The organism is Clostridium sp., assembly GCF_022482905.1.
Classification (GTDB): domain Bacteria; phylum Bacillota; class Clostridia; order Clostridiales; family Clostridiaceae; genus Clostridium_B.
The window spans coordinates 1,857,302-1,876,647 of the sequence record NZ_JAKVOI010000001.1 but is presented as its reverse complement, the minus strand read 5'-3'; the positions used below and the strand labels follow the sequence as shown (position 1 = coordinate 1,876,647).

Sequence of the window (19,346 nt, the reverse complement as noted above, 5' to 3'; positions counted from 1 at the left end):
AATATAGGTTCATAAAGATAAACAGGGAGGAAAGTAATCATGGAAAATAAGATGTTTTGTTATCAATGTCAGGAAACAGCAGGATGTAAAGGCTGTACCAAAATAGGAGTATGTGGTAAAAGACCTGAAGTAGCAGCTGTGCAGGATTTGCTTGTATATGTGACAAAAGGAATATCTGCAGTCACTACGGCACTCCGTAATGAGGGAAAAAAGGTAGCCAGGGAAGTAAATCATCTTGTAACATACAATCTGTTTACAACAATAACAAATGCAAATTTTGATGAAGATGCCATAGCTTCGAGAATTTTTGAAACACTAAAAAAGAAAAGGGAGCTTCTGGAGAAGCTGGACAATAAAAATGATCTTCCGAAAGCTGCATTATGGGACAGTTCAGATAGAAAAGAGTTTGTACAAAAAGCAGCATCAGCTGAAGTCGGTGTGCTTTCTACAAAAGATGAAGATATAAGAAGTCTGCGTGAACTCATAACTTACGGAGTAAAAGGACTTTCTGCATATACAAAACATGCCAATGCCCTGCTTCAGGATGATGAAGAAGTTGATGCATTCATACAGAGAGCATTGTCGAAAACATTGGATGATACTTTGACTGTAGATGATCTTGTAGCATTGACACTGAAAACTGGTAAATACGGTGTAAATGGAATGGCACTTTTGGACAAGGCAAATACATCCGCCTATGGCAATCCTGAAATTACAAAAGTAAATATAGGAGTGAGAAATAATCCTGGTATACTTATTTCAGGTCATGACCTGAGGGATATGGAGATGCTTCTGAAGCAGACAGAAGGCACCGGTGTTGATGTATACACTCATTCTGAAATGCTTCCAGCTCATTATTATCCGGCATTCAAGAAGTATTCACATTTTGCAGGAAACTATGGAAATGCATGGTGGAAACAGAAAGAGGAATTTGAAAGCTTCAACGGACCTATCTTAATGACAACGAATTGTATAGTTCCTCCTAAGGACACTTATAAGGACAGATTATATACTACCGGTGCTGCAGGATTCCCGGGATGCAAGCACATTCCAGGTGAAATAGGAGAGGAAAAAGACTTCTCGGAGATTATTGAGCATGCTAAAAAATGTGTTCCTCCTACTGAAATAGAAAAGGGGGAAATCGTAGGTGGATTTGCGCATAATCAGGTTCTTGCACTGGTGGACAAAGTTGTAGAGGCAGTTAAGTCAGGTGCTATCAAAAAATTTGTTGTTATGGCAGGATGTGATGGAAGGGCCAAATCTAGAAATTACTATACTGATTTTGCAAAAGCCATTCCTAAGGATACAGTAATCCTTACTGCAGGATGTGCAAAATACAAGTACAACAAACTTGACCTGGGTGATATTGAAGGAATACCTCGTGTGCTTGATGCAGGTCAGTGTAATGACTCTTATTCTCTTGCGGTAATTGCATTGAAATTGAAAGAAGTCTTTGGATTGGATGATATCAACAAGCTTCCTATTGTATACAATATTGCATGGTATGAACAGAAGGCAGTAATAGTACTTCTCGCATTGTTGTACCTTGGTGTAAAAAATATTCATCTTGGACCTACGCTTCCTGCATTTCTTTCGGCAAATGTAGCAAAAGTACTGGTAGAGAATTTTGGAATTGCAGGTATAGGATCTGTAGAGGATGACGTAGAACTCTTCTTTGGAAAGTAAAAACATATTTTTAAATTATATATAATAGATAAAATCATAGGGAATAATTGATTCTCTATGATTTTTATTAATTATGTTGACTTTGAAGAAAAATGTTAATAGAATAAAGTATACATATGATGAAGGGCTTATTTATATAATAATTGGTACTACCGGTATTACAGGTAGTATATTTTAAAGATAAGGGAGGTGAGTTTTTGTGAACCAGTTTTTATATAACACCATTGTTGAAGATTTGGAAATGAAAATTAAACAAGGTGAATTAGCTGATGGTACAAGATTGCCTTCAGAGAGATTAATGGCTGAAAAATATAATGTAAGCCGTAACGTAGTTAGAGAAGCCTTTAAAGTGATGAGCGAAAAGGGGTTGGTTGAAATATATACAGGCAGGGGAGCATATGTATCCATACCAAAGGACAGTGTGATAACCAGCAAGCTTCAGGAAGCCATAAGTATCAGTAAATCAAATCTCTATGAAATCTTGGAAGTAAGAAAAGTGCTGGAGGAAGCTGTTGCCAGAAAAGTTGTTAAGGTAGCTACGGAAGAGGATATAGAATCTTTAGAAAGGATCTATGCTAGAATGGAATCATCAATTAGAGATACAATTGGGTTTGAAAAGGAGGATATTAATTTTCATATAGAACTGGCAAAATGTACAGGAAATTCAACTTTAGCATTACTTATAAATACATTTAATAAAATTTCAGGTAAGAATTTATATAAACTTCATTATTTATATCCAGATAGGGCGGAAAAGGCCCAAAGAGAACATAGAGCCATGATTGATGCTATAAAAGAGAGAAATGAAGATAAAATAATAAAGGCTGTAGATTCTCATGTAAACTGTCTTGCAGCAGAAATGGAAAAATTAAAATAAAATCAATATAGCCAGTGATTATTAAAATACAAGTACTGTTAAAAATAACAGCTTGTATTTTTTTTATTTTATTTGTAAAAATAATAAAAAAATATTGACAATAGTTCAATAGATGCTATAATAATTATTAAATTAACAATTGGTACAACCGGTAGTACCAATTGTTAATTTAATAATGTTTAATCATTATAGGGAGGAAATATATATGGATTATATGATAAGGCTTGATAATATTCATAAATCTTTTGGTAAAAATGAAATATTGAAGGGAATTAATATGAATATAAAAAAAGGAGAAATTGTAGTAATACTTGGGCCAAGCGGTTCTGGAAAAACAACGTTGCTTAGGTGTATCAATTTTTTGGAAAAAGCTGACTCCGGAAGTGTAATAGTAGGCGATTTTAAAGTGGATTGCAGTGAGGCATCCAAAAAAGACATAAGAAAGCTAAGAAGTAAAACGGCAATGGTTTTTCAACTATATAATTTATTTAGAAATAGAACCATACTTGAAAATGTTATGGAAGGTCTCGTAGTTGTGAAAAAAATCCCTAAATCTGAGGCCAGAAAAAGAAGTATAGAATTACTGGAAAGTATTGGCTTGGGGGACAGGCTGAATAATTACCCTTCACAGGTTTCAGGTGGACAACAACAGAGGGCAGGAATAGCAAGGGCTTTAATATTAAATCCTGAAGTAATATTGTTTGATGAACCAACTTCGGCATTGGATCCGGAAATGGTTGGAGAAGTATTGAGTACTATAAAAAAAGTGGCTGATACAGGTATTACCATGGTAGTTGTAACCCATGAAATATCTTTTGCAAGAGAAGTTGCTACCCGTGTAGTGTTTATGGAAAATGGAGTAGTAGTTGAGGAAGGACTGCCGAAAAAGATATTCAATAGTCCTAGAGAATTAAGGACAAAACAATTTCTATCAAGAATTATGGAACAAAAAGAAAGCTCAGTATTGTAAAATATAATATTTTAGGAGAGGATTATTATGAAAAAAATATTGAATGTATTAGTTAGTGTAATGATAGTATTTACAATTTTCTTATCAGGTTGTGGCAAATCCAATTCAGCGAATAATTCCACCAAAGGTACTGCAGATAATCCCAAAACTGTTGAAATTGCTATATTAACTGGAATGGCGCCTTATACTTATGTAGACAATAATGGAAAATTTCAAGGGTATGATTATGAACTGTTGACTATGATTGATGAAATGCTGCCTCAATACAAATTTCATTATAATGCAGTTGAACCAGATGCAGCTGCGGCAGCTGTTCAGGCAGGTACTTATGCGCTTTCTGCATCAGCTCATTTCATAACACCTGCGAGAGAAAAAAATTTTATTCTGTCAAATCCAGAATCTTATTATCCGGTAAATTTAATATCACGTAAAAAGGACAGCTTCACTAAATTTGAAGATTTAAATGGAAAAACTTTAGTCCCAAACCCACCTAATGATGGATTATATGTGGTATTACATGATCTTGCAAAGAAATATCCAAATGTTAAATTCAAACAGGAAGAAGTTTCAAATTATATACCATATGCAGATGGTATGCGTGGGGTATTGAATGGAAGATGGGACGTTTGGTTTGGTGGAGATACGATGTTTTACGATATTATCAAAAAAGAACCTATGGATCTTTATTGCTCAGAACCTATATATACTGCTCCTTGTGTAGCTGTAATAAATAAAAATCATACTGATTTAAGAGATCAAATTAACGAATGCTTGGTCAAGCTATATAAAGAAGGAAAATTATCTGATTTATCTAAAAAATGGTTGAATAAGGATGTATGGGATATTGCAAAAAAGACTGGTGCCTTAGCAGATGTATACAAAAAATAGATAATTTATTTTTATAAAATTGGACAAACATCCTTATAAGGAGGCGTATTTTGTGAAACAAATAGAATTTATGATTGATAAATTACCAATTATATTAAGTGCTTTGCCCGTTACTTTGGAAATATTGGTATTTTCAGTTGGAATTGCCTTTGTTCTAGGAATGATATTAACATATGCCAGGGTGTGCAGAAATAAAATCATCAGAATCATAGCAAGTATATATATATCATTTATGAGGGGCACCCCAATGATCGTTCAGTTACTATTGGCTTTTATAGGTATTCCGTTGATTTTAAGTAATTTAGAGGTAGATACTTCAAATTGGAATAATGTAATCTATGCAATAATTGCTTTTAGTATGAATGAGGCAGCATTTTTCGCTGAAATATTCCGTTCGGCATATTTGGATATAGACAAAGGCCAGATAGAAGCTGGAAAAAGTATTGGAATGACAAAATTCCAAATATTCAGAAGAATAATATTTCCACAATCTGCGGCAAAAGCACTGCCCAACACAACTAATATGATTATTGAGCTTATGAAGAATACATCTCTTGGAATAGCAATAGGTGTAGCAGATATGATGGGAATGGCAAAGCAGATTTCATATAACAACTATGGAATTGGCCAGACAGAAACCTTTATAGCAGCAGGAATTATATATTGGATAATGGGATCTGTAATGTTTGCAATTTCACACAGTGTGACTTTAAGACTCAACAGATGCGATAATTCCAGTTCGATTATTGAAAACACAAGTCAAACTACATAATAAAGGAGGGTGGCACAGCTATGGAACTAGATTTAGGATATATGATTGAATGTATAAAACCCATAATGTCCAAGTTTTCAGTTACCATGTATATGACTTTGGCTGCTACAATATTGGCTTTGATATTTGGTTTGATATTTTCTATTATAATCACGAAAAATATATTTATATTGTCAAAGGTAGTACACTTTATAAATTCATTTTTAAAGGGGATTCCGGTTCTGGTAATACTGTATATTTTATATTATTCAATGCCGTCACTGCTTCAACCATTGGCAAATAGTCTTGGCTTTAGCTATGACATAAAAGATCCGCCTAAAATGATATTTGGTATATTTGCATTTGGTATAACTTATATTCCATATATGTGTGACATGATAATATCAGCATACAATACCATACCTAAAGGCCAAATTGAAGCCTGTGCTTCCATAGGATTTACAACTTTTCAATCAATGAGGAGGATAATAATTCCACAGATGACAGTTGTATGTATTCCTGTTTTCGGAAATCATTTTGTGAATATATTAAAGGCGACATCATTGGCATATATGGTAAGTATTATCGAAATGATGGGAGCTGCAAAGAATTATGCAACTGGTACACAGAGATTTATGGAGACCTATATAGTAGCCGCATTGATATATTGGGTTGTTTGTATAGGGGTTGACAGTTTGTTTTCTGTAATTGAATCCAATACTGGCAGATATAGAAGAACTATAGCACAATAGATGAGGTGATAGATAATGAAATTTTCGTTTGATGTTCCTACAAAAATTATTTTTGGAGTTAATTCATCACTGGAGATACATAAACTACTGGATAAATTGGACTTGAAAAAGGTATTTGTAGTTGCAGGTAAATCTTTTAGTAAAACAAAGTATTTTGAAAAAATAGTATTCAATCTAAGACAGAAAAATTTTGATGTTACTGTATTCACGGATATTATTCCCGAGCCTACAATACAAGTAGTAGATGAAGCATCCATGGAATTGAAAAACAGTAACTGTGATGTAGTAGTGGCTGTTGGTGGCGGAAGTACAATTGATATCTGTAAAGCAATGTGTATGCTCCAAAATAATGAGGGATCCATAAAAGAGTATTTGTTTGGTGGCAATAGAAGAGTAGAAAATAAGCCGCTGCCTTTAATTGCAGTTCCAACTACAGCAGGAAGTGGCAGTGAAGTAACTGGAGCTAGTGTAGTATCAGATGAAGAAAATAATGTAAAATTATCAGTAACTGACCCCAGTCTAATACCTCAATTTGCGATTTTGGATCCTGCAACTCAATTGGACATGCCTCAGCTGATAACATCAAGTACGGGAATGGATGCACTGACTCATGCAATAGAAGCTTATGTTTCTAAAAATGCATCGATAATAAGTGATTCATATGCAGAAAAGGCAATCCAGCTTATAGGGGAAAATATTTATACGGCAACATTTACTACTTGTGATATAGAAGCTAGAAGTAAAATGGCAATAGCCAGTACACTGGCTGCAGTAGCTTTCGCGAATGCAGGGCTGGGAGCAGTTCATGGAATTTCACAGGCAATGGGCGGTGTGGCTCATGTACCACATGGTATAGCCAATTCCATGCTGCTTCCGCCAGTTATTAAAAAAAACATGTTTGGGGACTTGAAAAAGTTTAGTAAAATAGCTGAACTGCTGGGTCAGAAAGTTGAAGGACTGACTTACAGAGAAGGAGCATTAAAGTGTGCAGCAAGAATAAAGGAGATGAGTCTTGATTTAAAAATACCTTGTAAATTTTCAGAAGTTAATGTAGAAGAAGATATGTTTTCGAAAATAGTAGAAGGAACTATGGACTACAGAATGTTGTCTTTAAATCCGGTTAAATTGGAGAAAAAGGACATATATGAAATATTGGATGAATTAATATAAGAGTATTCAAAATATTAGGAGGAATCGCAAATGAAATTTGAAAATTATAAAAAATATTTAAGTCCGGCATTGGCAAAGGCTACAGATTTGATAATGGAAAATGGCAAAGGATGCTATATGACCGATATCAATGGTGACAGATATCTTGACTTTGTACAGGGTATTGCAGTAAACGCATTGGGACATTGCCATCCTAGGGTTGTAGAAGCTGTTATAGAGCAAACAAAGAAGCTGATGAATGCTTCATTTAATTTGGTTAATTTTCCAACTACATTGGAACTTTCAAAAAGATTATCCGAGGTTACTCCGGGAAATTTAAATTCGGTATTTTTTTCAAATGGAGGTGCCGAGGCAACTGATGGAGCATTAAAATTAGCCAAGGTATATACTAAAAGGCCGGTAATAATAGCTTTTAAGGGATCTTTCCATGGAAGAACTATAGGTGCTACCACTGTTACTGCATCTAATTCAAAATATAGAAAATATTATGAACCAATGATGGGAGGAGTTTACTTTACTACTTATCCCTCAAAGGATTTGTGTCCTAAAGGTTTTGATGAAAAACAGAGAACAGAATATTGTCTGGATGAATTGGAGAGTTTATTTAAATACATTGTGGATCCTGAAATGGTTGCGGGAATTATAATGGAACCGGTACAGGGAGAAGGTGGATATGTGGTACCAACTAAGGAATTTGTACAGGGAGTTAGAAAATTATGTACTGAATATGGAATTTTGCTTATATTCGATGAAATACAATCAGGATATGGGAGAACCGGAAAAATGTTTGCAGGACAAAACTTTGATGTGGTCCCGGATATTATGACTGTGGGCAAGGCAATAGCTGGAGGACTTCCAATGAGCGCAGTAATATCTACTCGAGAAATAATGTCAGAATGGCATCCGGGAATGCATGGAACCACATTTGGCGGGAATCCAGTATGTGCGGCTGCTGCACTTGCGGTATTAGACGAGTATAAGGAAACCAATATACTTGAAAATGTACAGAAAATGGGAAGGTATTTAAAAGAAAAATTGAACATTCTTAAAGAAAAATACAGTTGTATATCAGATATCAGAGGAATCGGATTAATGATTGCCATAGAATTTTCTCATGAAGATGGAACGCCGGCAGGTGATGTATTTTCAAAGGTAAGAGATGAATGTTTCAAAAATAAACTATTGACTCTGGCATGTGGTGTATATGGCAATGGACTTAGATTTGCTACACCATTGAATGTCACTGAAAAGGAAATAGATGAGGGAATTGCAATTATAGACAAAGTATTGAATAAAGTTTGGAAATAACAGGAGGATAAATGATGGATAAAAGACGAGTGCTTTATTATAATATCGATGATAATTTAGATTATGAAAATATGCTGTTGAAAGAATGGAGTATAGATAATTTGGAACTTGTGGAAGTTAAAGACAAGGAAGGATCAAAGTCTTTTGTAGAATATGCCTATGATTTTGATGGAGTAGTAGTGGAATACCAGCAAATTACTGAAGATATTATAAATAGTCTTCCAAACTTGAAAATAGTTACACTTCAGAGTATTGGATACAATAATGTAGATATTGATGCGGCTACTAGAAAAGGTGTGTGTGTTACCAATATTCCTGGATTTTGTACGGAAGAAGTTGCATTGCATACGGTTGGAATGATTATTGATCTGGTAAGAAAAATAACATTTTTAGATCGTTCGGTGAGAAAGGGAAAATGGAACCCGCTTTATGGATATAAGACTTATAGACTGACAGGGAAAATAGCAGGTTTGTATTTCTTTGGCAGTATTCCCAAAGCCATGACACCTGTGCTTAAAGCACTGGGACTGAACATATTAGTATACGCTCCTACAAAGACAAAAGAATATTTGATGGAATATGGAGTGGAAAAAGTTGACACTTTTGAAGAATTGCTTACAAGATCGGATTTTGTATCGCTTCACTGTCCTCTTATGGAATCAACAACTCATCTGATTTCAGAAAGAGAGCTTGAACTTATGAAAGATACGGCCTATCTTATAAATACTGCCAGAGGCAAGGTGGTAGATGAAAAGGCTTTGGTAAAAGCTCTGGAGTCCGGTAAAATAAAAGGAGCTGCAGTAGATGTAATCGAAGATGAAGAGGCGGAACAAAGTGAATTGTTCAAACTTGAGAATACAATTATTACTCCTCATGCTGCATTTGTATCAGAAGATTCATTTTATGAAGGAAGAAAAAGATCATTGAAACAGCTTGTACTGAGATTATCCAAAAATAAAAGTCCAGAATATTTGGTAAATAATAATTTGAAAATTACGCTGTAAGGGGTGTTTTATATGAAAAAAGAAATAAGCATTGAAAGCTGTGCACTGGCACAGGGACCTTATGTACAGGGACTTGTATATAACAATATGATTTATGCTTCACAAATAGGGATAGACAAATATGGGAATTTGGCAAAAGGCGGTATTCAGCAGCAGACAAGACAAATCATGGAGAATTTCAAATTGATCTTGGAGTCACAGGGTTCAGGCATGGATAAGGTAATCCAGTGTACTATTTATATTGTAAACATGGAGGATGTACAGCTTATGAACAGGATATACAGTGAATATTTTACAAAGCCTTACCCATCACGCTGTTGTGTGCAGGTAGCAGGCATGTCAGATGGAGCTTTGGTTGAAATGTCATTGGTTGCAGCATTGTAAAATTTATTAGAAAGGGCAGGTTTTTAATATGTGTTTGAGGGTAGATAATCATGTTATATTGGACATTGATAAAGATTTTAAAATGGTTGAAATCTTTGTGGATGGTAGAACAGTACAGGCCAGGGAGGGCGAACCTATACTTGCAGCACTGCTTGCAAATAATATTATCATAAATAGGTATACATTAAAACGCAAGGAACCAAGGGGACTATTTTGTGGAATTGGACAGTGTACAGATTGTGCGATGATCGTGGATGGAGTACCTAACGTGAGAACCTGCATAACTCCAGTAAAAGCAGGTATGGTAATAGAAACTCAATATGGATTGGGAAAGGGGAAAATGTGATATGTTGGAGAAAGAAATTGTAGTAATAGGAGCAGGACCAGCCGGATTATCTGCAAGTATTGAGGCATCCAAAGCAGGAGCACAGGTTCTGGTTGTAGATTCAAATATAAAGCCTGGAGGACAGCTCTTTAAACAGATACACAAGTTCTTTGGATCCTCTGCACATAAATCAGGTACAAGAGGTATAAATATTGGAAAAGATCTTGTTGGACAAGCAAGGGCAAATGGAGTGGAAATTTGGCTTAGAAGTACGGTTATAGGGCTTTTCCCGGGAAATAAAGTGGGAATAGAGAAAGGCGGTGATGATGAAAAAAAGGAATTGGTTACTATTAGAGCCAAAAAGATAATAATTGCAACTGGTGCTTCTGAAAATGCAGTCAGGTTCAAAGGATGGACGAAACCAGGAGTTATGGGTGCAGGAGCAGCACAAACCATGGTAAATGTAAATCATGTAAGACCAGGAAACAAGGTAGTGATGATTGGAAGCGGAAATGTTGGATTGATTGTATCATATCAGCTTATGCAGGCAGGCTGCGAGGTTGCAGCACTTGTTGAGGCAGCACCTAAAATAGGTGGATATGCTGTACATGCAGCAAAAATAAGAAGAGCTGGTGTTCCAATATATGTTAAACATACTATAACTGAAGTTAGAGGAAAAGACAGAGTTGAAGAAGTAATAATTTCGGAGGTAAATGAAAAGTTTGAACCTATTTTCGGAACTGAAAAATCCATTAAAGCTGATGTAGTTGCAATTGGGGCAGGATTAAAGCCGTCTATTGAACTTGCACGGTTATTGAATTGTGAACTTACATTTAATCCTGTATTTGGAGGTAATGTACCTATACACAATACAGATATGGAGACATCAAATGAGGGAATATATATAGCAGGTGATGCAACCGGGGTTGAAGAAGCAAACACTGCCCTTGAGGAAGGGCGTATTGCAGGCATTTCAGCAGCTCAGAAATTAGGTTATATCGACACTGACACTGCAGAAACCAACAAGGCAGAAATTTGGAAAAGATTGAAGAGCCTGAGACTTGGACCCTTTGGAGAAAAACGACTTGCTGCAAAGAAAAAGATTTTGGAAGAATATGAGACAAGAATGGAAAAGACCATTTGCAAATAAATTTGAGGAGGTAAAAAATATGTTGATTAATACAGGCTATCTAGAATATGAAGAATTAAAGTCCATTCAAAAATTGCCTGATGAGGAACAATACAGTAAGGGACCTGTAGCTGTTGTAGAATGTGTACAGGAGATACCGTGCAATCCTTGTGAATCATCATGTCCGAAAGGTGCCATACAAATAGGGAAGCCTATAATAAATTTGCCAAATGTAAATTTTGAAAAATGCGTTGGATGCGGGCAGTGCATTGCCAGATGTCCTGGAATGGCTATATTTGTAATTGATAAATCATATTCAGATGTTAATGCAAAAGTTTCGTTTCCATATGAATACTATCCATTGCCTGAAATAAATAGTCGAGTAAAAGCTGTAGATAGAAAAGGCGATGTTGTTTGTGAGGGAAAAACAGTTAAAGTGCTAAGCCCCAAATCCTTTGATCATACTTGTGTTGTTACTATAGAAATACCAAAGCAGTTTTCCGATAAAGTTAGGAGCATAAAAAGGGGTGATTTTTATGAATAGGAGTTTTAGTGATGATGACATGCTTGTTTGCCGCTGTGAAGAAGTTACTTTGGGAGAAATCAAAATGGCGATAAGGCAGGGGGCAAGGGACGTAACTGGTGTAAAGAGGCGTGTACGTGCAGGCATGGGACTATGCCAGGGAAGGACTTGCGAAAAACTGGTTCAGCAGATTTTGTGCAGTGAACTTGGGATTACAGTCAAAGAAGCAGGCAGTTCCACCGCAAGACCGCCTATAAGACCGGTATCTTTTGGAGAGCTTGCAAAGGGGGATGTAGAATGAACAGTATATTTGATGTAACTGTAATTGGAGCTGGTGCAATAGGTACAAGTGTTGCATATCATTTAGCTGAAAAAGGGTTTAGTGTAGCTATAATTGACAAGGGGGATATAGCACATGGCTCATCAAGCCATTGCGATGCAGTCGCATTGATTTGTGATAAAAAACCTGGTATTGATACAAAAATGGGAGCAGCGAGCATTGCTCACTATAAAGAACTGTCAGAAAAATTCAGCTATGATTTTGAATTCGATCAAAAGGGTTGTCTTTATGTTTGTGAAACTGAATCAGAATATGAGGCTGCATCCAGTTATGTAAAAAAACAACAGCAGGATGGTTATGAAATGTCAATGATTGATTCCAAAACTCTTCAGGAAATGGAACCATATATGGCAAAGGATCTCATAGGTGGAATCTGGACTCCGGGAGATGCTGCAATGAGCCCTTATAAAGTGTGCTTTGCATTTGTTGAAGAAGGCAGAAAATTTGGATTGAAGGTATTTACATACTGTAATATAAAGGAGATAAAGCTTGGAAGCAATAATCAAGTTGAAAAAATTATTACTGATCAAGGTAATATAAAGACTAAAATAATAATAAATTGTGCAGGAGTTTGGGCGCCTGTAATCGGAAGCATGGTAGGAATTGATATTCCAATACAGCCAAGGAAGGGTATGAATTTGGTATCAGAGCAGACCAAGAAGATTGTTTATCATAAAATATTGGAGTTCGGTTACATGATGAGCAAATTTGAGGATATAAATTTTAAGAGAAATGTGAGCCCTATTGTTGAAGAATATAATGTTGCATTCAATATTGAGTATACACATGCTGATAACATATTGCTTGGAGGGTACAGAGGATTCAGGGGATTTGATAATCGTTCTGAAATAGAGGCAATGAAAGCTATAGCTGAAAGGGGACTGAGATTTTTCCCATGCATGGAGGAGGTAAATTGTATAAGAAGTTATGCTGGTGTAAGACCTTTTGTAGAGGACCATCTGCCTATAGTATCAGCTGTAGATGAGGTCCCCGGTTTCTATATAGCCGCAGGCCATGAAGGAGACGGGATTTGTCTATCACCTATTACAGGAAAATTGATGGCTCAGGTGGTAGCTGGTGAGGATACAGACTTCGATATAGGTCAATTGAATTTTAAGAGGTTCAAAAGTGAGATGGTGTCCAAATAGTTCATATAAATACTTTAGAATGGAGGGATATTAGTGAATAAAGGAAGAGTATATGGATATTTATCTCCATCAAATCCGTGCCACAAGGTTAAAATGTTAAAAGGACAGAATATATCGGGCTATCCTATTGGAATATTGTATATTGAAGATGTATGGTATCCTATGATACCTGGAAATATCGTAAATGGCTACACCTTTGATTTCCCTGTTAGATTGAAGGCTGTAAAAGGTTTGAATGTTCCCAAACTTTTCAGGGCGGAAAAAGATGTTCTGGAAGATCTTATAAAGGCGGGAAGGGAGTTGGAAAAAGAAGGGGTAAGAGCTATTACTGCAGCTTGTGGATTTTTTGGGAATTTTCAAAGGGATCTGGTGGAGTCCCTTGATGTACCTGTAGGTCTTTCAAGTTTGATACAGATACCCTGGATTTCTACTATTATAAAGCCAAGCCAGAAAATAGGAATTTTAACTGCTGATAAATCATCATTGACAGATAAACTTCTTGAAAATTGTGGGGTTACGAATAAAGGACAATTGGTTGTCAAAGATATGAGAAATGAACCTGAGTTTTCGTGTATTTTAGAGGGAAGAGGAGAATTTGACAATAGAATCGTAAAACAGGAGATAATTTCAAGAGCATTAGAGATGGTAGAAGAAGATTCAGATATTGGAGCTGTTTTGCTGGAATGCAGTGACATGCCGCCTTACGCCGCAGCAATTCAGAGAGAAGTAAAATTGCCGGTGTTTGATTTTACTACATTGATAAAATGGCTGCATAATAGTGTTACTCAAAAACCTTATGATGGTTTTATATAATTATGCAAAATTCATTGATTGTAATCTTTGCCAAGGTAGTCTTGATAGTTTTGTTCGGATTCATTTTGAAAAAGACTAATATAATAAACAATGAATTTCAGAAGGAACTATCTAATTTTTTATTAAAAGCAGTACTGCCAGTAAGCATCTTGTCATCATCTTCTAATCTATTTTCACCACAGTTGTCAAAAGGTCTTGCAACTACTGCAGTGGTGTGTTTGATATACTATATTCTTACATTAATACTGGCTCATGTTATTACAAAATTATTCAGGATAAATAATTCACATAATAAAATATTCATTACAATGTCCGTATTTGCCAATGTAGGTTTTATAGGATTTCCTCTGGCGGAGCAATTATATGGAAATAACGGATTGCTGTATACTGTAGTTTACAATATGTTTTATCAAATATTTCTTTTTACTTACGGCATCAATTTATTAAGTGATGATAAGAAAACTAACTTAATTTCAATATTTAAAAGCCCGATTTCCTTAGCATCTTTTGTAACTATTGCAATATATTTATCTCCGTATAGATTCCCCAAATTTATAAGTGAATCAATGTCTGCAGTTGGTGGAATGATAGTGCCATTATCTATGATAATAATCGGATGTACATTAGTTGACATGAAACCAATGGAAATATTAAAGGATAAATATGCTCATTTTGTAACTTTTATAAGGTTGATTTTATTTCCAGCGGTTGTAATTTTATTATTGCAGCTATTAGGTGTTAGAGGAGAAGTTGCAATAGTTATTGCTATTTTGAGCAGTTTACCCTCAGGATCATTAAATGTCATATTGGCTCAGCAATATAATTGCAATCCTGAATATGCAGCCAGAACAGTTGTTGAAACCATGACTTTTATGGTACTTACATTGCCTATTGTGTTATCCGTAGCTATAAAATTATTTTGATGTTTAGGGTAAAATAAAAGAGGCTGTTGCACAAATTTGATTGTACTACAGCCTCTTTTCAAATTAATTTCGGATTAGGTAGTCAAATGCACTTAAAGCTGCAGTTGCACCCGATCCCATAGAAATAATAATTTGTTTGTATGGACTATTTGTGCAGTCACCTGCTGCAAACACTCCGGGTATGCTTGTTGCGCCGTGATTATCTGTGACGATTTCTCCTTTTGAATTACGAGCTACGGTTTCACCCAGCCAATTGGTATTTGGAACTAGACCAATCTGGACAAATACACCCTGTATGTCAATATGATGTTTCTCACCTGTGGAACGGTCAACATAGGTAATGCCGTCTACATTGTCCTTTCCGGTAATTTCTTTTGTTTCGGCATTTTTTATAACAGTTACATTAGACAAACTGCCAAGGCGTTTTTGGAGCACATCATCAGATCTCAGCTCAGGCATAAATTCAATGACAGTTACATGATTTACAATTCCGGCCAGATCAATGGCTGCCTCGATACCGGAATTACCGCCGCCTATGACTGCTACAGCTTTTCCCTTAAACAAAGGGCCGTCACAATGCGGACAGTAGGTTACACCCTTGTTTTTCAGTGCTTTTTCACCGGGTACGCCAATATCCCGCCATCGGGCACCTGTGGCAAGAATTACAGTTTTGCTTTTTAGTATGATTCCATTTTCAAGCTGAACTTCTATTGATTCTTTCTTTTTTAAATTTGCGGCACGCCGGGAGCTGATTATATCGACGTTGTATTCTTTAACGTGTTCCTCAAGATTTGCAGATAACTTTGAACCTTCGATGTATTTTATACCTATGAGATTCTCAATACCAACAGTATCCATAACCTGACCACCGAAGCGTTCAGCAACAATTCCAGTTCGTATTCCCTTTCGAGCTGCGTATATTGCTGCACTTGCACCGGCAGGTCCTCCCCCAACAACGAGAACATCGTATGGATCTTTGCTGAAATTTCCTGATGGTATGGTATTGCCGTTGATTTTTGAAAGAATATCTTCAAGTGTCATACGACCAGTGTCAAAGTGGGAATCATTAAGATAGATAGAAGGTACAGCCCTGATGTTTTTTCTCTCCACTTCTTTTTTGAAAACCGCACCGTCAATCATGGTATGTGTAATATTGGGATTTATAATACTCATAATGTTAAGTGCCTGGACAACATCCGGACAGTTGTTGCAGCTTAAGCTTACGTAAGTTTCAAAAGAATAATCGCCTTTGATGTTTTCTATTTGTTCGCGTGTCTCACTGTCGATCTTTGGAGATTTTCCACTGACCTGCAAAAGTGCAAGTACAAATGAAGTAAATTCATGTCCTAGAGGAATACCTGCAAAAACTATACCGGTATCTTCATGTGGATGGTCAACACTAAAGCTTGGAGTCCTTTGAAGTGAGGCGTTTTCTACCTTGATTTTAGGTGACATGCTTGCAAGTTCATCTATAAAAGTCAGCATGTCACCGGATATCTTGTCTGATCCAGCACTGACTTTAAGCAGTACATCACCTTCCATAAGATCGAGATATTGGACTAATTGTGATCTTATATCTGCATCCAGAATCATTTATATCACCTCTTTAAATTTTCCCTACAAGATCAAGGCTAGGTTTTAGGGTTGAAGAGCCTTCCTTCCATTTAGCGGGGCAAACTTCACCTGGGTTGTTTCTGACATATTGTGCTGCTTTTAATTTGTTTACGACAGTGGCGGCATCTCTGCCTATATTTCTGGCATTGATTTCAATAGCCTGAATTATGCCGTCTGGATCAATGAGGAAAGTACCACGGTCAGCAAGACCTTTGTCTTCAATAAGTACATCAAAGTTTCTTGACAATGTCTGGGAAGGGTCTCCAATCATAGTATAAGTAATTTTATTTATAGCTTCTGAACTATCGTGCCATGCCTTGTGTGTATAATGAGTATCTGTTGAAACAGAATATACTTCAGCGCCAAGTTCTTTCAATGTTTCATAATTGTTTTGCAAATCTTCAAGTTCAGTTGGACATACAAAGCTGAAATCAGCTGGATAGAAAAGTACTACACTCCATCTTCCTTTGAAATCCGCTTCTGTAATATCTGTAAATTTTCCATTTTGATAAGCAGTGGCCTTGAATGGCTTTACTTCAGTTCCAATTAATGACATAATAACTACCTCCTTGAAATTTGGAATAATATTTTACTCTTTTATTTGAATGTAAATAATAATCATTATCTTTATGTATTAATTATTATATAAATATATTTAAAAGTCAAGAGCTTGTAAAAATTTTATATAGCGGTTAAATATGTATTTGTTGTTTATTGATATTATTTTCATAATTGTTACGACATAATTTATGAAGTAGGTTTTATGGAAAGGAGAGAAATAGTGAAAATTAATAAAGACAATGTAATTTCGCAACTCAAAAAGAGAAATCCAAGAGCATTGGATTTTGTTGTAGATACTTATGGCGGACTTATACATTCCATAGTGAAAAAAATACTGTTTAATTTCGAAAATAATGGTGGTGTGGAAGAATGTATAAATGATATTTTGCTGGCGGTTTGGAATAATATAGATAAGTATAATGGAAACAGTAGTTTCAAGAGCTGGATAGCTGCAATATCAAAATACAAATCAATAGACTATCAGAGAAAATTAATTAAAGAGTTGAAAAATGAAAATATAGATAAAATGGAAATAAAAAGCATGAACACCGTAGATGAAGATATTTTGCAAAAAGAAAATTATAATGAAATAATGAAATTATTATCCAACTTAAAACCACAGGACAGGGAAATATTTATTCTCAAGTATTTTAATAATGAAACTTCTGGGCATATAGCAGAAAAATTAAATGTTAATAGAGAAGTTGTAAATAATAGACTTAGTAGAGGTAGAAAAAAGCTGAGAAAAATTATTTTCAGGGAGGTTGACAAATTATGAAGGATATATACGAGTTCCTCAATTATGTAGAAATTGATTTAAAAGAATATGATAAAACTGATTTGAATGATATAGATAAAAAAAAGATAAAAAAGAGATTACATCGTTATACTGAAAAAAATATATATAATTTGAAAAAATTTGTGAAAAATGCATGCATATCTTTTGCAGTATTGTTTTTAGCATGTATAATAATATTTAATGTGAAGCCTACTTTTGCCAGAGAAATACCTCTGTTGGGAAATATAATAAAGAATTTTGAAGATAGAGATAATGGTGAATTCGACACTTATACATCTGTAATAAATAAATCAATAGAAAAAAACGGTATTAAAGTTACTTTAAACGAGGTTGCCATTGATGATAATAGATTTATAATTGCTGCAACATTTAAAACCGGATATAAATTTTACGAAAAATCTTTTCCTACAGTGAATCCTACCATAACCGTTAATGGAAAATGGTTAAATGGAAGTGGTGGAAAGGACAGTAAAATTGTTAATAATGCTGCTTATACTACCTATACGACTGTAGATACTATAGATATACCGGACAATATGAATATACCGGACAATATGCATGTAAAAATATCCTATGCAGATTTTAATGCCGTTTCGCCAGATTCAAAAAAAAGTAGAGTAATAAAGGGACCATGGGATTTTAATTTTACTGTATCAAAGAAAAAAATTATGAACAGTACAAAAATTGTTAAAATAAATAAACGTATCAAATGGTATAATATAGATACGGAAATCAAACAGATTAATGTAACACCACTCAGTACAAAAATTCTATTTGACTACACTTATAATATTTCACCCAATCGCAAGTATACTAATCCACTGGATTTTATAATTACGGATAATAGAGGAAATTATCTTAGATGGAAAGGTTCAGAGTTAATGCCCAATAAAAATACTGTAAACTATGCTGATAAAGATGATATGAGTTTTGAACTGTTTTCTGGAATGCCTAAAGATTCAAAGAAAATGTATATAACTCCATATTATGCAACTCACAATCCAAGGTATCTGGAGCCATTAAAAGTTACTGGAAATTTTCCTATTGTATTAAAACAGGATGAGGACAACAGATTGATTGTATATGGTATAACCAGGAGAGATGGAAAGGTATATGCAAAGTACAGATGTGAAGGAAATTTGGGATTGGACATACAACTTGGCAGATTGTATTTATATGATAGCAATAAAAAAATGCTGGATGATGAAGATTCAGGAGGAGATTATAAAAATGTATCCAGTAACAGGGATATAATTACGAAAGTATTTAAGGATAGAGATAAGGGCGAAATATATGTTGGAACGACTGATATGAGTGATATAAAATTACTTGAAGATAGTAAATTCACAATTGATCTGGATAATAATTGAGATTTATTTAG

At 35.1% G+C, this 19,346-nt stretch carries 21 protein-coding genes; 19 read left to right on the top strand and 2 right to left on the bottom strand.

From position 1 onward, the window contains the following. Positions 1-39: 39 nt before the first annotated feature. The 17 genes from hcp to LKE46_RS09190 all read left to right on the top strand — a co-directional run bounded on the left by hcp (position 40) and on the right by LKE46_RS09190 (position 14,991). Positions 40-1,686 carry a hydroxylamine reductase gene (gene hcp / locus LKE46_RS09270; protein ID WP_291720986.1) on the top strand — a complete coding sequence of 549 codons (1,647 nt, stop codon included), beginning with the start codon at positions 40-42 and terminating at the stop codon, positions 1,684-1,686. Between the two features lie 199 nt (positions 1,687-1,885). Then, on the top strand, positions 1,886-2,563 hold the full coding sequence (locus tag LKE46_RS09265; RefSeq protein WP_291720984.1) for a FadR/GntR family transcriptional regulator: 678 nt from the start codon (positions 1,886-1,888) through the stop codon (positions 2,561-2,563). Positions 2,564-2,777: 214 nt separating this feature from the next. Next, positions 2,778-3,533, top strand: a complete 756-nt coding sequence (locus LKE46_RS09260; protein WP_291725638.1) for an amino acid ABC transporter ATP-binding protein — start codon at positions 2,778-2,780, stop codon at positions 3,531-3,533. Between the two features lie 27 nt (positions 3,534-3,560). Continuing rightward, positions 3,561-4,421, top strand: coding sequence for a transporter substrate-binding domain-containing protein (locus tag LKE46_RS09255; protein WP_291720980.1), 861 nt, complete (start codon positions 3,561-3,563; stop codon positions 4,419-4,421). Positions 4,422-4,473: 52 nt separating this feature from the next. Beyond that, positions 4,474-5,193 carry an amino acid ABC transporter permease gene (locus tag LKE46_RS09250; protein ID WP_291720977.1) on the top strand — a complete coding sequence of 240 codons (720 nt, stop codon included), beginning with the start codon at positions 4,474-4,476 and terminating at the stop codon, positions 5,191-5,193. Between the two features lie 20 nt (positions 5,194-5,213). Beyond that, a complete protein-coding gene (locus LKE46_RS09245; protein ID WP_291720974.1) occupies positions 5,214-5,924 on the top strand; it encodes an amino acid ABC transporter permease in 711 nt (236 codons plus the stop codon). Between the two features lie 15 nt (positions 5,925-5,939). After that, positions 5,940-7,094 carry an iron-containing alcohol dehydrogenase gene (locus tag LKE46_RS09240; RefSeq protein WP_291720971.1) on the top strand — a complete coding sequence of 385 codons (1,155 nt, stop codon included), beginning with the start codon at positions 5,940-5,942 and terminating at the stop codon, positions 7,092-7,094. Positions 7,095-7,124: 30 nt separating this feature from the next. After that, positions 7,125-8,402: an aspartate aminotransferase family protein gene (locus tag LKE46_RS09235; RefSeq protein ID WP_291720968.1), complete on the top strand. Its 1,278-nt coding sequence runs from the start codon at positions 7,125-7,127 to the stop codon at positions 8,400-8,402. A 14-nt stretch (positions 8,403-8,416) separates the two neighbouring features. Beyond that, positions 8,417-9,406 (top strand): C-terminal binding protein, encoded by a 990-nt coding sequence (locus tag LKE46_RS09230; RefSeq protein WP_291720965.1) that lies wholly within the window; start codon positions 8,417-8,419, stop codon positions 9,404-9,406. 12 nt (positions 9,407-9,418) lie between these two features. Then, complete coding sequence (locus LKE46_RS09225) at positions 9,419-9,790, top strand: Rid family hydrolase (RefSeq protein ID WP_291720962.1); 372 nt, start codon at positions 9,419-9,421, stop codon at positions 9,788-9,790. Positions 9,791-9,818: 28 nt separating this feature from the next. Then, complete coding sequence (locus LKE46_RS09220) at positions 9,819-10,136, top strand: (2Fe-2S)-binding protein (protein ID WP_291720961.1); 318 nt, start codon at positions 9,819-9,821, stop codon at positions 10,134-10,136. A 1-nt stretch (position 10,137) separates the two neighbouring features. Next, positions 10,138-11,265 (top strand): NAD(P)/FAD-dependent oxidoreductase, encoded by a 1,128-nt coding sequence (locus LKE46_RS09215; RefSeq protein ID WP_291720958.1) that lies wholly within the window; start codon positions 10,138-10,140, stop codon positions 11,263-11,265. Positions 11,266-11,284: 19 nt separating this feature from the next. After that, a complete protein-coding gene (locus LKE46_RS09210) occupies positions 11,285-11,788 on the top strand; it encodes a DUF362 domain-containing protein (RefSeq protein WP_291720955.1) in 504 nt (167 codons plus the stop codon). Next, positions 11,781-12,068, top strand: a complete 288-nt coding sequence (locus tag LKE46_RS09205) for a (2Fe-2S)-binding protein (RefSeq protein ID WP_291720952.1) — start codon at positions 11,781-11,783, stop codon at positions 12,066-12,068. Before LKE46_RS09210 ends, LKE46_RS09205 begins: the two co-directional genes overlap by 8 nt. Continuing rightward, positions 12,065-13,255, top strand: a complete 1,191-nt coding sequence (locus LKE46_RS09200) for an NAD(P)/FAD-dependent oxidoreductase (RefSeq protein WP_291720949.1) — start codon at positions 12,065-12,067, stop codon at positions 13,253-13,255. Before LKE46_RS09205 ends, LKE46_RS09200 begins: the two co-directional genes overlap by 4 nt. A 33-nt stretch (positions 13,256-13,288) precedes the next feature. Further along, a complete protein-coding gene (locus LKE46_RS09195; protein WP_291720945.1) occupies positions 13,289-14,068 on the top strand; it encodes an aspartate/glutamate racemase family protein in 780 nt (259 codons plus the stop codon). Between the two features lie 2 nt (positions 14,069-14,070). Continuing rightward, positions 14,071-14,991: an AEC family transporter gene (locus tag LKE46_RS09190; RefSeq protein ID WP_291720942.1), complete on the top strand. Its 921-nt coding sequence runs from the start codon at positions 14,071-14,073 to the stop codon at positions 14,989-14,991. Positions 14,992-15,054: 63 nt separating this feature from the next. On the opposite strand, the gene ahpF is transcribed toward LKE46_RS09190, so the two are convergent. Together ahpF and ahpC are read right to left on the bottom strand one after the other, a co-directional pair. Continuing rightward, positions 15,055-16,584, bottom strand: a complete 1,530-nt coding sequence (gene ahpF, locus LKE46_RS09185; RefSeq protein WP_291720939.1) for an alkyl hydroperoxide reductase subunit F — start codon at positions 16,582-16,584, stop codon at positions 15,055-15,057. A gap of 13 nt (positions 16,585-16,597) precedes the next feature. Beyond that, positions 16,598-17,161 (bottom strand): alkyl hydroperoxide reductase subunit C, encoded by a 564-nt coding sequence (ahpC, locus tag LKE46_RS09180; RefSeq protein WP_291720936.1) that lies wholly within the window; start codon positions 17,159-17,161, stop codon positions 16,598-16,600. A 225-nt stretch (positions 17,162-17,386) separates the two neighbouring features. Between ahpC and LKE46_RS09175 the strand changes: the two genes are divergently transcribed. Together LKE46_RS09175 and LKE46_RS09170 are read left to right on the top strand one after the other, a co-directional pair. Beyond that, entirely contained in the window at positions 17,387-17,944 is a 558-nt protein-coding gene (locus LKE46_RS09175; RefSeq protein ID WP_291720933.1) for a sigma-70 family RNA polymerase sigma factor, read from the top strand. Beyond that, positions 17,941-19,335, top strand: a complete 1,395-nt coding sequence (locus LKE46_RS09170) for a DUF4179 domain-containing protein (RefSeq protein WP_291720930.1) — start codon at positions 17,941-17,943, stop codon at positions 19,333-19,335. Before LKE46_RS09175 ends, LKE46_RS09170 begins: the two co-directional genes overlap by 4 nt. Positions 19,336-19,346 lie beyond the last annotated feature (11 nt).

Bases quoted from the DNA above. Each gene is read 5' to 3' on its own strand.
- hcp (WP_291720986.1), top strand. From the start codon at position 40: ATGGAAAATAAGATGTTTTGTTATCAATGTCAGGAAACAGCAGGATGT.
- LKE46_RS09260 (WP_291725638.1), top strand. From the start codon at position 2,778: ATGATAAGGCTTGATAATATTCATAAATCTTTTGGTAAAAATGAAATA.
- LKE46_RS09235 (WP_291720968.1), top strand. From the start codon at position 7,125: ATGAAATTTGAAAATTATAAAAAATATTTAAGTCCGGCATTGGCAAAG.
- ahpC (WP_291720936.1), bottom strand. From the start codon at position 17,161: ATGTCATTAATTGGAACTGAAGTAAAGCCATTCAAGGCCACTGCTTAT.
- LKE46_RS09225 (WP_291720962.1), top strand. From the start codon at position 9,419: ATGAAAAAAGAAATAAGCATTGAAAGCTGTGCACTGGCACAGGGACCT.
- LKE46_RS09170 (WP_291720930.1), top strand. From the start codon at position 17,941: ATGAAGGATATATACGAGTTCCTCAATTATGTAGAAATTGATTTAAAA.
- LKE46_RS09245 (WP_291720974.1), top strand. From the start codon at position 5,214: ATGGAACTAGATTTAGGATATATGATTGAATGTATAAAACCCATAATG.
- LKE46_RS09190 (WP_291720942.1), top strand. From the start codon at position 14,071: ATGCAAAATTCATTGATTGTAATCTTTGCCAAGGTAGTCTTGATAGTT.
- LKE46_RS09255 (WP_291720980.1), top strand. From the start codon at position 3,561: ATGAAAAAAATATTGAATGTATTAGTTAGTGTAATGATAGTATTTACA.
- LKE46_RS09230 (WP_291720965.1), top strand. From the start codon at position 8,417: ATGGATAAAAGACGAGTGCTTTATTATAATATCGATGATAATTTAGAT.
- LKE46_RS09200 (WP_291720949.1), top strand. From the start codon at position 12,065: ATGAACAGTATATTTGATGTAACTGTAATTGGAGCTGGTGCAATAGGT.
- LKE46_RS09210 (WP_291720955.1), top strand. From the start codon at position 11,285: ATGTTGATTAATACAGGCTATCTAGAATATGAAGAATTAAAGTCCATT.
- LKE46_RS09240 (WP_291720971.1), top strand. From the start codon at position 5,940: ATGAAATTTTCGTTTGATGTTCCTACAAAAATTATTTTTGGAGTTAAT.
- LKE46_RS09215 (WP_291720958.1), top strand. From the start codon at position 10,138: ATGTTGGAGAAAGAAATTGTAGTAATAGGAGCAGGACCAGCCGGATTA.
- ahpF (WP_291720939.1), bottom strand. From the start codon at position 16,584: ATGATTCTGGATGCAGATATAAGATCACAATTAGTCCAATATCTCGAT.
- LKE46_RS09205 (WP_291720952.1), top strand. From the start codon at position 11,781: ATGAATAGGAGTTTTAGTGATGATGACATGCTTGTTTGCCGCTGTGAA.
- LKE46_RS09220 (WP_291720961.1), top strand. From the start codon at position 9,819: ATGTGTTTGAGGGTAGATAATCATGTTATATTGGACATTGATAAAGAT.